The sequence below is a fragment of the Kitasatospora mediocidica KCTC 9733 genome (genome assembly GCF_000744225.1).
GTDB classification, from domain to species: Bacteria; Actinomycetota; Actinomycetes; order Streptomycetales; family Streptomycetaceae; genus Kitasatospora; species Kitasatospora mediocidica.
The window spans coordinates 452,947-465,952 of sequence record NZ_JQLN01000006.1 but is presented as its reverse complement, the minus strand read 5'-3'; the positions used below and the strand labels follow the sequence as shown (position 1 = coordinate 465,952).

Below are 13,006 nucleotides of genomic sequence, written 5' to 3'. Positions count from 1 at the left end.
GGCTCCACCAAACCCCATATTTCGACGAACGTCAAACTACGACATCGATCGAACTAAGGTCGTGCAGGTCGCACGCCAACCCCACCCGACCGTAGGGTGTCGCACACCCCTGGTGACGTGAACTTCGATGCACGTCGTAGTACGTGACTGTCCGTCAGATCCAGCGGCCGAGCCCCGTGACGACGAGGTGCTGGGGGCCGCGATTGCGGAACGAGGCGCTCCACTGCGGCGGCCGGGCGAGCCGCAGGGCGGGGAAGCGGCGCAGGACGGTGCCGACCGCGAGGTCGGCCTCCATCCGGGCCAGGGCGGCGCCGAGGCAGTGGTGGATGCCGTGCCCGAAGGCGAGGTGCGGACCGGCCGGACGCTGCGGGCGGTAGTCGGCGGGGTGCGGGAACTGCGCCTCGTCACGGTTCGCGGACACCAGGGAGAGCCAGATCCGGTCGCCCGCGGCGACGGCCGTACCGGCGATGTCGAGGTCCACCAGGGCGAACCGGCGCGAGGCGAGCATCGAGGGGGTGTTCCAGCGCACGGTCTCGTCGAGGACCTGATCCATCGTCACCCGGCCCTCGCGCAGGGCGCGGTGGGCGTCGGCGTGGGTGAGCAGGGCCAGCAGGGTGCTGCCGATCAGGTTGGCGGCGTTGTCGTAACCGGCGAACAGCAGCAGGAAGGCCAGCGCGATCAGTTCGGGCTCGGTCAGCCGGTCGCCCTCGTCGCGGGCCTCGATGATCCGGGAGAGCAGGTCCTCGGCGGGAGCGGCGCGCTTGCGCTCGATCAGCTCGACCAGGAACCCGTGCATCAGGCGCATCGCCTGACGGGAGCTCAGGGCGGCGTCCGGGGCCGGGGAGCGCAGCGTGTCGGTCCACGCGCGGAAGTCACGGCGCTCAGCCTCGGCGATGCCGAGGACGTCGCAGATCACGGCCAGGGCCAGCGGGGTCGCCAGCGCCTCCATCAGGTCGACGCCGGGCTGCTCGGGCGCGGGAGGCTGCCGGGCGATCGCGTCCAGCAGGGTGTCGGTGCGCCGTTGCACCGGTGCGCGCAGGGCCTCGACGGCGCGCGGGGTGAACGCCTTGGCCACCAGGCGGCGGATCCTGGTGTGGTCCGGCGGGTCGAGGTTGAGCAGGTGGGCGTCGAGCTCCGGGGGCATCGACGCGCCGTGCTCGCCGCTGCCGCCCGCCGTCCGCTTGTCCAGGGACAGGCGCGGATCGGCCAGGGCCGCGCGCACGTCCTGGTAGCGGGTCACCAGCCAGACCGGCGCGCCGTCGGGCGTGCTGGTGCGGTGGACCGGCCCGGCCCGGCGCAGCGCCGCGTAACCGCCGTGCGGGTCGGCCAGCAGGGCGGGGTCGAAGAGCGTGCCGGGTGCGTCGGCACGGCCGGCCGCCGCGGTCACGCGCTCACCGCATCGGCCGGGCTGTGGGCGGCGTCGGCGAGCGCGGCGCGGACCACCGGCGAGCCGCGGTAGGCGTCGGCGACCCGGACCAGCCAGGCGAGCTCCTCCCCCAGGTCGCCGTCCGCCGCGTCGTGCAGGCTGCTGTGCTGGTCCGCGGGCAGCGCGCGGCCCTCGGCGCGGGCCCGCAGGGCGACCGCGAGTTGGGCGGCCTCGACGACCGCCTCCGCGGCGTCGCCGGTCAGCCGCCGGGCCCGGGCGAGTTCGCGCACGGATCGCTGGGTCGCGGCGGTGTAGTAGGGGCGCAGGGCGAGTTGGGCGTCGCGGATCTCGAAGATCTGGCGGTTGAGCAGGAGTTCGAGGTCCCGCGCGGTGTGCTGCACCTCGGGGTCGTGGTGCGAGCGCAGGGCCAGCCCACCGTTGCGGACCTCGACGACCTGGCGCCCGGCCAGCCGGCGCAGGTCGCGCGGGGACCAGCGGGCGGCCCGCGCGACCGGGGGGAAGAGCACGAGGTCGGGAAACTGCTCGGCCAGCGCGCTCCACAGCGGGTAGAGCCGCCGGTAGGAGCGGAAGGCGATCACGAACTCGCCGGCCCTGGTCACTCCTTGGCCCCAGGCGGGCATGGTGAACCCGACCGCGAACAACGCCGCCGCCACGCTCGCGGACATCGGCGCGAGCACCGTGCCGGCGTAGTGCAGCGGCGAGTGCCCGACCTCGTCCCAGAGCGTGTTGGCGACCTTGGGGAGCGAGTATCCGAGCCCGAAGACGGCGCCGGCCGTCACCAGGCGCAGTCCCCGGCGCAGCCAGGGCCGGTCGACGACGCCCGCGTAGCGGTGGCACAGCACGACCAGCATGCCCATGCTGACCGAGAACAGCAGCTGGTAGGAGAGCAGGAAGACCGAGATGTACGGGGCGAGTTCGAAGTGCACGTCGAAGTCGATCGGGTGCTCGGGACCACTGACGTCGCCCAGCAGGAACGAGAGGGTCATCACCACGAGCGTGGCCACCGAGTAGGCCACCAGCAGCCGGTGGCGCGGGCGGACGGTGTCCTGCGCACAGGACCAGCTGACCAGCAGCGCGACGAAGGAGGTGAGACAGACCGCCACGCAGATGTAGACCAGCAGGGTGGCGGCGTTCGGGCGGCCGAGCAGGTGGTCGATGCCGGTGTAGACGTGGGGCGAGGCCAGCACGAACGGCATCGCGAAGGTCGCGATCGCCAGGCACAGCAGCTGGAGTTCGCGGTTGCGCGGGTCGCCGAACAGGTCTCTGACCTTGTAGGCGAAGGCACTCCAGGTGATCACCGCGAGGATGCCGTAGACGACGGTGAACAGCAGCATGCGTCAGCTCCTCCTCTCGTTGCGCTCCAGGGCGGCCCCCAGGTGCTGGACGAGATTGGCCGTCCCGGGGGTACTGCTCTCGCGCGTGGCCCGGCCGACCGCCCGGCCGGCCTGCAGGGGCAGCAGGGAGGCGACGAGCTCGGCGGCCCGCTCCTCCGTACTGGTGTAGACGGTCCGGCCCAGCACGGTGCGCACCAGGGCCGGGTCGAGCGAGGGCATCAGGAGCCGGGCCACCTCGTCCTGGTCCGCCTCGGTGCACTCGTGGCCGAGTTCGAGGTGGCCGACCTCGTGCAGCACGATGTGCTCGCGGTGAGCCCGGGTGGTGTCCTTCTGGTACAGGATGTAGTCGGTGTCGTCCGTCGCCACCCAGAGACCGCACGGGCTGCCCGCCCGGACGGCCAGGGCCATGGGCACCAGCGAGATGGCCCGGCCGCGTCTGCGCTCGATGCTGTCGATCAGGGAGTTGACGGTGAACGGACGGGGGATGTCGAGGCGTCTGACCACCTCGGCGCAGTGCTGTCGCAGTTCCCGGTCGTCCAACGCCGTTCCCTCCGCTCCGGCAGCAGGACGCTGCCAACGAACAAACGCCACAAGAGCCCCCGTGCTCGGTGATGGCCTGGCCGCCGCCCCGCCCGACCGGACGGCTGACGCCCCGACAGGACGGTCCGGCGGCTACATCCGCTGCCGCTTGCCGACGTTGCTGAGGAGTTCGAGCATCGGACCCAGCGCGCGGATCCCCTCGTCGTCCAGCTCGGCGACCCTGCGCATCGCCACCTTGCGGGCCCCGACCTCCTTGAACGCGCTCAGCAGCGCGAGGTCCTCCGCCACCAGGGCGGCGGCCTCCTCGTCGACGAACAGGTAGTCGGCCGGCACGCCGACGGCGGCGGCGAAGTCGGACAGCCGCCGGCGAAGTCCCTCGTCCCACAGCTCGGCGCGCAGCGAGGCGAGACACCCGAGCGTGATCCGGCCGCCCCTGGCCCGGATCGCCTCGACCAGCTCCTCGTCGGTCCGCGGCGCCCGGCCTCTGGGCTGCACCGCGCTCAGCAGGGTCAGCAGGCGGCCGATCACCACGTCGGCCGGGGGCGTTCTGCCCCCGGAGTCGGCGTCGGAGTCGGCGCCGGCGGGCTCGGGGGCCGGGGTCGCGAGCAGGCCGTCCGGTCCGCGTTCGAAGAAGTACGTGACGGGGACGCCGTAGACGTTGGCCAGGGCCTGCAGGCTGTTCACGCCCACATTGGTCACCGCGCCTTTTCGGATGTTCAGCACAGCCTGGTGACTGATCGTCGGACCTCCGTGCACGGCCGCGTACGCGTGACTGGCCCGGGCGATCCCGTGGTAGTCGCCGGGTCCCCTGCCGTCCGGGTAGCCGGTCCTGATCAGGTAGTCCAGCTGAGCTGCGATGGTCCCACCGCCGGCGGCGGGTGTGCTCTCCCCCATGGACCTGACTCCCTCCCCTGGGCCGCGAGAACCTCGCGCGACCGGATCTACTCCACTAGACACGCCGGGCCGTCCACCGGCCGGGATCTAGCGGGGTTGACAGCGCGTGGTTCGGATCTGCACGATCATATCCACACCTCCAGGTCCACCGGATGGTGTGAACGCCCGGGCCGCGGCCCGGCCTTGGCGGCGGACGCGTGTTCGTCCACCCACCTGTCCGCCCGCCCGAACCGCTCGTCGATCACCCGGGTCTGCGCTGTCACGGGGGTGCAGCGCAGGCCCGGCACGTCGACGCCGGGACGAGGTCCCGTCCGATCGCTCCGATCGGACGGGACCTTCGGCGTTCTCGGGTCACCGCTACGCGGGCCCGGTGGACAACGCGCCGATGGGACGACGATGTGGAACCGTGGAGGACGGGTGCGCAAGCACCGCGGCGAGAGGAGTGGCCATGTCATCGAAGCGACGCCGCAAGAAGAAGGGACGCCGCAAGCACGCGGCCAACCACGGTCGGCGGCCCCAGTGCTGAAGCGCTGACCCGCCGCAGTCGTAGGGCAGTTGTACCGCAGTTGTACCGAACCGGGCCGGACACCCGTCGGGGTGCCCGGCCCGGTGCTGCCCGGCGTCGTCACGCCTGGGCGAACACCTCGGCCGGGAAGGCGCCGTTGGCCAGCGCGGTCGCGCTCAGCGCACGGGCGATCCCGGTCAGTCGTACGCTCTCCGCCTCGCCCAGGTGTTCGTAGGGAGCACGGGCGAGGCGGTCCGTGGTGTCCTCGACCTCGCGGCGCAGCCCGGTGCCCGCCTCGGTGAGGGCGCCGTCGCCGTCCAGCAGTCCCCGCTCCCGCAGGCGCTGCCCAGCGGCGTCCCACTCGGACTCGGACCAGCCGCGACTGGTCCGGGCGAAGTCGGCGGTGAAGCCCCGGCCCGAGGCGGTGTGGGTGATCAGGGCGTCCAGGCCGTCGAGTTCGGCAGCGGCGAGCGCGGCCAGGTGACCGTCGCCGCGGTGCTCGCGCAGGAGCGTGCTCGCGTGCCAGAGGGCCAGGTGCGGCTCCTCGGGTGTCGGCAGGTCCGCGTGGGCGGCGTACAGCGGCCGGCCGGCGGCGGAGCACCCCTGTGCGGCGGTCAGCGCCAGCCGGGCCGCCTCGGCGACGGCGGGGTCGGCGGCCACGCCGTCGCCGAGCACCCGGCGCAGTGCGCGGTCGGCGGCCCGCAGCCGGGCGTCCAGGACATCGCCAGGTGCGGCCAGGTCCCAGGCCCGGGGGATGTGGCGGGCGACCAGGCTGGGGTTGAAGTTGTAGAACGTGGCGGCCACGGTGCCCGCGCCGACCGCTCCCATCGCCGCCGCCCGGCCCGCGAGGTAGCTCATGCCGCCCGCCCGGAGCCCGAGCGCCGTGAACTCGGCCTCGGCCTCGGGCGCGAAGTAGATCAGGGAATGCAGCGGACTGAGAGCGTTGTAGCAGCGCCTGCCGACCGTGGACATCATGCCGCCCAGCGTAGAGGGTTGACCCGTCGTGACGTACCGGCCGGGGTGGCGGGCGCCATCGGGCTGGGACCGGCAGGCTCGGACGGGCCAGTGCCGGTGGCGCGGGAAAGCTCCGGGTGCCCACAGTGGTGGTCATGGGGGGCCGTCGTACTGCCCTGGAGGCTGCTGCCATGCCCGTCGTCACCGGTCCTTACACGCCCGGCACACCCTGTTGGCTCGACCTCATGGTCCCCGACCAGCAGGCCGCCCTCGACTTCTACCGCGACCTCTTCGGCTGGCAGGGCGAGGTCGGTCCGCCCGAGACCGGCGGATACGCGGTCTGCCAGCTGAACGGCAAGGCCGTCGCCGGCATCATGACCGCGATGGCACCCGACGGCGGCCCGACCCCGCCGACCGCCTGGACCACCTACCTGGCCACCGCCAGCACGGACGCCACCGAACAGGCGGTCACCCGCGCGGGCGGCACGGTGCTCATGCCGGGGATGGACGTGATGACCCTGGGCCGGATGGCCATCGTGGCCGAACCCAGCGGTGCCGTGTTCGGGCTGTGGGAGGCCAAGGACTTCCACGGCGCGGAGGTGGTCAACGAGCCCGGTTCGGTGGTGTGGAACGAGCTCCTCAGCGGCGACCCCGCCGCCGCCGCGACCTTCTGCTCCGCCGCCCTCGGCGTGGAGGCCGCCCCCATGGAGGGCGCGGAGGGCTACTTCTCGCTCAGCGCGGGCGGGCGCGTGGTCGGCGGCATGCAGGGGCTCGGCCAGCTCCCGCCCGGCACGCCCCCGCACTGGCTCGCGTACTTCTCGGTCGACGACACCGACAGCACGGTCGACGCGCTGGTCCGCGCCGGCGGCAACGTCCTCAAGCCGCCGTTCGACATGATCGCGGGCCGGATGGCCGTCGTCCAGGACCCGCAGGGCGCCACGTTCGCCCTCATCAACGCGACCGGTCCCGAGATGCCGTAGGCCGTGTCCAGCGGCTCCCGGCCGGGCTACGGCATCGGGCCGGCGGTATCGGCGCTCCAGCCGACACCGCCGGCCCTTCGCGTTGCGGTCTCCGTCCCCGGCGCCCGGCCTGCGCGCCGGCCCGGCGCATCGCACGATGGACGCATGGGCGGAATACGACTGGTGGCAAGGTTCACCTGGAAACCCGAGACCACCGGCGGTGCGGACAACTACCGCCGGGTCTGTGAGCGTCTTGACCTGGATCCCGGCCACGGCTCCTACGGCGTGCTGCATGTGGTGGCAGCCGACCACAGTCGGGAAACCTGGATCACCCCGGACGAGGACTACGCCCGGGCGGTCGAGCAGGCGCAGCAGCTGATCGCGAGCGGCATCCCGGGGACGGCGGCCGGACCCCTGAACGGCCTGGTGCAGGCCCGGGACACGTTCATCCGCCTGCCCGGCTGGCCCGAGACCTGGGACCCGGCCACCCCGCCCCGGCCCCTGGAGTGAGGCAGCCCCCGCCGGAATAGTTGGGAGAGCCCGATGAGTACTCAGCAGTATGAGTTGATCTTCACTCGATCGGCCGCAGAATCCGGCGGTCCCGCCGAGGACCCGCCCGAGGGCCGCGAGGACGTCGTCGTGGTCGACCTCACCGGCACGCTGGGACCCGGCGGCCATCCCGTCTACGTCGACAGCAGCGGCATCGTCCGGGCCGAGATCAGCGACCGAGGAGAGGTCAGGATGCTGGCCACCGGTGGGCACCAGGACCTTGCGCAAGGGGTCGTCGCCCGTCCACGCTAAAGCCCGGCAGGACCTGACGAGAGGCATGCCCATGAGCAGTCCCCAAGGCTCCCCCCGCATCGCGCTCACCGCTCTCGCCCCCGGGCAGTGGGTGCTCGACCCGGCCGAGTCCACCGTCCTGTTCCGGCACAGCGCCATGTGGGGACTGGTCGCCGTCCGGGGGGAGTTCGGCGTGATCAGCGGGCACGGCGAGTTGTCGGCCGACGGCTCGGCGCACGGCAGGCTGGTCATCGACGCCGCGTCCCTGGACACCGGGAACGCCAAGCGCGACACCCACCTGCGCTCCGCCGACTTCTTCGACGTACAGGCCCACCCACAGCTGGTCTTCGACGCACGAAGCGTCACCGCGACCACCGCGGACTCCGCCACCGTGGACGGCACCCTCACCGTGCGCGGTACGACCAAGGCGATGAGCTTCACCGCCCACGCGGCGGAGGCCGGCGCCGACGTGGTGACGCTGACAGCGGAGCTGAAAGTCGACCGGGCCGACTTCGGGCTCATCTGGAACAAGGTCGGCATGATCAAGGGCCCGGCCACGATCACCGTCGACGCCCGCTTCACCCGCCAGGGAGCAGGAATCGGATTGTCGTAGCGGCCTGCCAGGGTGAGCCCATGGACGACGATTCCTTCTGGGCCCTGATCGAGGGCTGCCGTCAGCAGAGCGACCGGCCTCGGGCTCGACTTCCCGTGCGACCCCGATCCGAACGACGAGCGATGGGACACCCGGGACGCGGCCGAGACCGCCCGATGAATCCCCCGCCTCAGCGCGCTGTTCCCGCTCGCTGATTCCGGGCGTGGCGCGGTCGATTAACGCTGACTCGGCAAAAATTCCGGACGTTCGAGTTTTGCCCGATGGTGCTCACTCTTTGGAATGGGTCATTACACGAACTTCTTGACCCAAAGTGCGGGCCTGGCTACTTTTCGTGACATTGATCGGTACTTGCACGAAAGGCCAATCACATGTCCCGACTTCGCATGCCCGCCACCGTACGGGCTTCGCTCGCCGTGGCCACCGCATTCGCCGCAACCCTGTCCGCCCTCGGCCCCGTCTCGGCGGCGCGCGCTGCCGAGGAACAGCCACTCAGCTACGTCGCGATGGGCGACTCGTACAGTGCCAACGTCTTCGTCCGGCCGTGGGACGACAACGACGGCTGTGGGCGATCGTTCCGCAACTACCCCCACCAGGTCGCCACGCAGTTGGGGCTGGATCTCACCGATGTCACCTGCGGCGCGGCCGAAGTGCGGGACGGGATCCTGCAGCCGCAGCCGTCCAACAAGCTCCTCGGGCCGCCCTCGACGCCGCCCGAGGGCGGCTGGCCGGCCAAGCCCGCCCAACTCGACGCCCTCTCCCCCGGCACCGACGTCGTGAGTGTCGGGATCGGCGGAAACTCCCTCGGCTTCGGCACGATCGTCACCCAGTGCCTGGAGCGCGGCGCCGCCACGATCGGCTTCGGGAGCCCCTGCACCAAGCACTACACCCAGGGCGAGGGCCAGGCCTGGCTGGCCGCACAATTCAACCGACTCGACGCCGAGTTCGGCCAGATGATGGACGAGATCGGGGTCCGGGCGCCGAACGCCAAGGTCGCGCTCGTCGGCTACCCGGCCATCGTCGCCCAGAACAGCGGCTGCTCGTGGGGCAACTTCCACCAGCTCGGCACCGTCGCCAAGGGCGACATGCCCTGGCTGGACGGTCTGGAGCGCCGGCTAAACGATCTGATCAAGCGTCAGGCCGACCTGCACGGCGCGACGTACGTCGACACCTACACCTCCAGCGTCGACCACGGGGTCTGCGCGAGCGGTGACCAGAAGTGGATGTACGGGGTGAAGGACAACCTCACGGGGGACGGTGACCAGACCGACCCGCCGGCCGGGCTCTGCAAGGAGATCCCGGGCACCGGCGAGTCCTGCACCTTCGTGCACCCGAACGCCTCCGGAGCGGACAACCAGGCCCAGCAGGTGGCCGCTGCCCTCGAACCGCTGCGCGCGATCGCCACGGGCGCGGGCCGCTGATCCACCGGTCGAGACGGCTGTGCGGATCGCGTGGTCCGCACAGCCGCGGTGGAATACCTAAACTGTCCCGAGGGAATTCTCTTACCGAATGGACAGAAAGCACTGCACCGAATAGCGCCGCCGCGAAAACGGGTCGACACGGCGGCCCTTCCGGGCGTTAGCTTGGCAGCATGTCCGAACTGCGCACCGACCGCCTCGTCCTCCGCCGCTGGCGGGAGTCCGACCTCGAACCCTGGGCGGCGATGAACGCCGATCCCGCGGTCCGCGAGCACCTGGGGGACCTGCTGACGCGGGAGCAGAGCGACGCCTCGGTGGAGCGCTTCCAGGCCGAGTTCGACGAGCGGGGGTACGGCTGGTGGGCGGTCGAGGCGATCGCCTCCGGTGAGTTCGTCGGATTCGCCGGCCTGGACCTGGTGGACGAGGAGATGCCGTTCGGCGGGGTCGAGGTCGGCTGGCGGCTGGCTCGCTCGGCCTGGGGCCACGGCTACGCCACCGAGGCCGGGCGGGCGAGTCTGGCCTTCGGCTTCGAGACCCTCGGACTGCCCGAGATCGTCGCGGTGACGACCGCCGGCAACCTGCGCTCCCAGGCGGTGATGTGCCGGCTCGGCATGACCTGCGACCCCGCCGACGACTTCGAGGACCCGGGCGCGCCCGAGGGGCCGCTGCGGCGCAACGTGCTCTACCGGATGTCGCGCGGTTCGAGGGCCTGAGGCGCGGCGGACACGGGCGCGGGCGCGGCGGGACCGTTCGGGCCGGGTGGGTTGGTAGCGTCGCCGTACACCTGTCGATGGAGGCTCACGTGGCAACCTACGTCCTCGTCCCCGGCGCTGACGGCCGCGCGTGGTACTGGCACCGGACGGTCCCCGAGTTGCGGGCGCGCGGGCACGAGGTGGTCACGTTCGACCTCCCGCAGGACGACTCCGCCGGGCTCTCCGAGTACGCCGACACCGTTGTCCAGGCGATCGGCGAGCGGCGCGGCGGGCTGGTGGTGGTGGCGCAGTCGCTCGCGGGGTTCAGCGCGCCGCTGGTCTGCGAGCGTGTGCCGGTGGAACAGCTGATCCTGGTCAACGCCATGGTCCCCACCTATGGCGAGAGCGCCGGGCAGTGGTGGGGCAACACGGGTCAGGGCGCGGCGCGTTCGGCGAAGGCCGTGCTCGACGGGCGGGGGCCGGACCCGGCGTTCGACGTGCGGGTCGACTTCTTCCACGACGTCCCGGCCGAGGTGACCGAGGAGGCGCTCGCGGCCGAGGTCGGCGGCCCCTCGGCGGCGGTCTTCGCCCAGCCGTGGCCCTTGCGGGAGTGGCCCGACGTCCCCACCCGGTTCCTGCAGGGCCGTGACGACCGGTTCCTCCCCCTGGAGTTCCAGCGCCGGATCGTCGGGGAACGGCTGGGCATCGCCCTGGAGGAGCTGCCCGGCGGGCACCTGGTCGCGCTCAGCCGGCCGGTGGAGCTCGCCGAGCTGATCTGCGGCGGTCAGGCACGGTAGTCGGGCGGCCGCCGGTAGGGTGCGGGGGTGGAGAGCGAACCGTTCGTGGATGAGACCGACGACCAGGAGGTCTGCTGGTTCTGCCCATCGGCGCGCCTGCCGGGCGGCGGGTTCGACGTCTTCGAGCGGCCCACGCCGGAGTGCGCGTTCGACCCGGCCGACGGGTACCGCTACACCGTCGTCGGCCGGGTGCCGGTCTGCGTGCACCCGGGCAAGGTCGGGCTGCCGCCGGGCCGGTACGCCAGCGACGGCCTCCCCGTGCCGGCCCGCGCCCAGCGGCCGGAGGCACCGCCGGCCCCGCCCGCGCCGCTACCCGCGCCCGCTGCCACGTCGCCGGCCGCCCTGGCAGAGCGCGGGGTCCCGCGCGCGCTCCGGCGCGAGCGCCGCCGGGCTGCCGCGCCGTACGCGGGCACGCTGCCGACCGGCCTGCCGGACGACGTGGCCGGGCTGGCGGACTGGGTGACCACACTGGCCCGCGCGGCGGACCCGCAGGAGCTGGCCGAGGTCCTGGCCGGTGCCGAGGCCGCGGCGCTGACCAGGTTCCCCGAGGCCGAGGTGCTGGACGTGCTGCGCCGGGCGCTGTCGGGCGGCTGAGGACCGTCCCGACCTGACAAGCTTCAGTCGCCGTCCAGGGCGGTGGCACGCAGGGCGGTGAGCAGCGGGAGCACGTTGTCCTCGACCGGGCCCGCGGTGAAGTTGAGGATGGCGTCGAGGACGGCGCGGGCGATGTCGCCGGAGGCCTCGTCGGGTGCGGTGGCGGCCCAGGTGGTCAGGGTGCGGCCGAGGGAGGTGCACATCCGGGCGGTGACGTCCGCTTGCAGGCGCTGCTCCAGTTCCTCGGGCGACACTTGGCCGTCGTCGCCGAACGCGAGGGTGAGCAGGGCGCGCAGGGTGAGGTTGCCGTAGTCGGCCAGCAGGACGGGCAACGTGGGCTCGTCCCTGCCCCGTTGGGCCAGTGCGGCGAGTGCCGTGTCGTCCTGCCTCCAGGCCGCTTCGAGTGCCGCCAGGGCGCGCAGGACCTCGTCCGGTGTCATCGCCCCACCGTATCGCGGGCGCGGGATGCGCTGCACCCGGTGTCCGGGGGCACCGTCATTCCACGGGGTTCTTCAGTCGCCGCACCTCGGTGATGCCGGGGATGCTCTTCCCGATGCTGCCGGAGTGGTCCTCGACGGCGCTCCTCGCCTTGACGCCCGGCTTGATCCCCTGGCCGTTGTAGTTGTCGATCATCTTCTTCACCATCGCGTCGTACGGCTGCCGTTCGACGCCGAAGCCCTGGTACTCCCCGTTGCCCATGTAGACGGCGTGCTCGCCCGCCCAGACGGCAGACGGACCCTTGTGGGTCTCGTCGTAGTCGGGATAGTTCTCGAAGTACACCCAGTCGCCCGGCAGCAGCTCGTCCAGGGACGCGATGTCCCGGCCCGGGATGAGCGTGACCAGGCCGGTGATCGGCGGATCGTCGAACTCTCCCTCCGCGTTGCCGGTCTGGACCCCCGCCGGGGCGGTGGCGACCTTGCCGGCGAACGTGCGGTTGAACGCGTTCTTCTCCAGGGCCTCGGCCAGCGCGCGGTAGTGGAGCGCCACGATGGTCGTCGAGCAGTCCGCGTAGTAACTCTCCGAGGGTGCACGGCTGAAGAGGTCGACCACCGCCTCGTAGCTCTTGTCGGGGATCTTGGGGGCGAAGGCCACCGTGTCGTTCCGCTCGTCGTCGGAGTCCAGGCCGGGCACGTTCTTCCAGGTGGGCGGCATCGTCCAGCGGTCTGCGGCGAAGTCGTACCGGTAGGGGCTCTCCTCGCTGTTCACGTATCCCATGTACTTGACGAGGGTCAGCCGCATGACCAGTTCGGCGATGAACGCCGCCGTGGTGAAGGCGACGTCCTTGCCCGACGCCAGGAAGCGGCCGATGATCTCGCGGGCCACCCGGCAGTCGGTCGACACCCAGGTCAAGGCGGCGGTGGTGGCAGCCGTCAACTCGCAGGCGGCGCAGGCCTCGCAGGCCGCCGCGTCGACGCCGCCGCGTCGACGCCGCCGGGGGGCGGCGGCGGGGCGCCCGCGAAGCCCGGCTCCCACCCCGGCGGCGGGGCCTCGCCCTCGGCGTCGTCGTCAGCGGCGGCAGCGGCGGCGGCGCTCGCAGCGGGC

At 72.3% G+C, this 13,006-nt stretch carries 15 protein-coding genes; 8 read left to right on the top strand and 7 right to left on the bottom strand.

From position 1 onward, the window contains the following. Positions 1-154 precede the first annotated feature (154 nt). The 5 genes from BS80_RS28420 to BS80_RS28400 all read right to left on the bottom strand — a co-directional run bounded on the left by BS80_RS28420 (position 155) and on the right by BS80_RS28400 (position 5,635). Positions 155-1,387: a cytochrome P450 family protein gene (locus BS80_RS28420; RefSeq protein WP_051967299.1), complete on the bottom strand. Its 1,233-nt coding sequence runs from the start codon at positions 1,385-1,387 to the stop codon at positions 155-157. After that, complete coding sequence (locus tag BS80_RS28415; RefSeq protein WP_035803447.1) at positions 1,384-2,721, bottom strand: MAB_1171c family putative transporter; 1,338 nt, start codon at positions 2,719-2,721, stop codon at positions 1,384-1,386. Before BS80_RS28415 ends, BS80_RS28420 begins: the two co-directional genes overlap by 4 nt. A 3-nt stretch (positions 2,722-2,724) precedes the next feature. Continuing rightward, positions 2,725-3,261: a hypothetical protein gene (locus tag BS80_RS38130; protein ID WP_051967298.1), complete on the bottom strand. Its 537-nt coding sequence runs from the start codon at positions 3,259-3,261 to the stop codon at positions 2,725-2,727. 132 nt (positions 3,262-3,393) lie between these two features. Then, positions 3,394-4,155, bottom strand: a complete 762-nt coding sequence (locus BS80_RS38125; RefSeq protein ID WP_051967297.1) for a hypothetical protein — start codon at positions 4,153-4,155, stop codon at positions 3,394-3,396. A gap of 625 nt (positions 4,156-4,780) precedes the next feature. Then, on the bottom strand, positions 4,781-5,635 hold the full coding sequence (locus BS80_RS28400) for an SCO6745 family protein (RefSeq protein WP_408607439.1): 855 nt from the start codon (positions 5,633-5,635) through the stop codon (positions 4,781-4,783). A 170-nt stretch (positions 5,636-5,805) separates the two neighbouring features. Here BS80_RS28400 and BS80_RS28395 point away from each other — a divergent pair, with 170 nt between their 5' ends. From BS80_RS28395 to BS80_RS38120, 8 genes are all read left to right on the top strand, one after another. Then, complete coding sequence (locus BS80_RS28395; RefSeq protein ID WP_035803445.1) at positions 5,806-6,594, top strand: VOC family protein; 789 nt, start codon at positions 5,806-5,808, stop codon at positions 6,592-6,594. A gap of 144 nt (positions 6,595-6,738) precedes the next feature. Further along, on the top strand, positions 6,739-7,083 hold the full coding sequence (locus tag BS80_RS28390) for a hypothetical protein (RefSeq protein ID WP_157536646.1): 345 nt from the start codon (positions 6,739-6,741) through the stop codon (positions 7,081-7,083). A gap of 33 nt (positions 7,084-7,116) precedes the next feature. Beyond that, positions 7,117-7,374, top strand: a complete 258-nt coding sequence (locus BS80_RS28385) for a DUF6296 family protein (protein ID WP_035803441.1) — start codon at positions 7,117-7,119, stop codon at positions 7,372-7,374. A 31-nt stretch (positions 7,375-7,405) separates the two neighbouring features. Next, the gene (locus BS80_RS28380) at positions 7,406-7,966 is read left to right on the top strand and encodes a YceI family protein (protein WP_051967296.1); all 561 of its coding nucleotides are present in this window, start codon (positions 7,406-7,408) and stop codon (positions 7,964-7,966) included. A 368-nt stretch (positions 7,967-8,334) separates the two neighbouring features. Continuing rightward, positions 8,335-9,384, top strand: coding sequence for an SGNH/GDSL hydrolase family protein (locus BS80_RS28375; RefSeq protein WP_232246676.1), 1,050 nt, complete (start codon positions 8,335-8,337; stop codon positions 9,382-9,384). Positions 9,385-9,554: 170 nt separating this feature from the next. Next, positions 9,555-10,094 (top strand): GNAT family N-acetyltransferase, encoded by a 540-nt coding sequence (locus BS80_RS28370; protein ID WP_035803439.1) that lies wholly within the window; start codon positions 9,555-9,557, stop codon positions 10,092-10,094. A gap of 89 nt (positions 10,095-10,183) precedes the next feature. Next, positions 10,184-10,870: an alpha/beta fold hydrolase gene (locus BS80_RS28365; RefSeq protein WP_035803437.1), complete on the top strand. Its 687-nt coding sequence runs from the start codon at positions 10,184-10,186 to the stop codon at positions 10,868-10,870. A 27-nt stretch (positions 10,871-10,897) separates the two neighbouring features. Next, entirely contained in the window at positions 10,898-11,464 is a 567-nt protein-coding gene (locus BS80_RS38120; RefSeq protein WP_051967294.1) for a hypothetical protein, read from the top strand. Between the two features lie 23 nt (positions 11,465-11,487). On the opposite strand, the gene BS80_RS28355 is transcribed toward BS80_RS38120, so the two are convergent. Together BS80_RS28355 and BS80_RS38115 are read right to left on the bottom strand one after the other, a co-directional pair. After that, positions 11,488-11,904 (bottom strand): hypothetical protein, encoded by a 417-nt coding sequence (locus BS80_RS28355; RefSeq protein WP_035803435.1) that lies wholly within the window; start codon positions 11,902-11,904, stop codon positions 11,488-11,490. A gap of 55 nt (positions 11,905-11,959) precedes the next feature. Beyond that, on the bottom strand, positions 11,960-12,937 hold the full coding sequence (locus BS80_RS38115) for a hypothetical protein (RefSeq protein WP_051967293.1): 978 nt from the start codon (positions 12,935-12,937) through the stop codon (positions 11,960-11,962). Positions 12,938-13,006 lie beyond the last annotated feature (69 nt).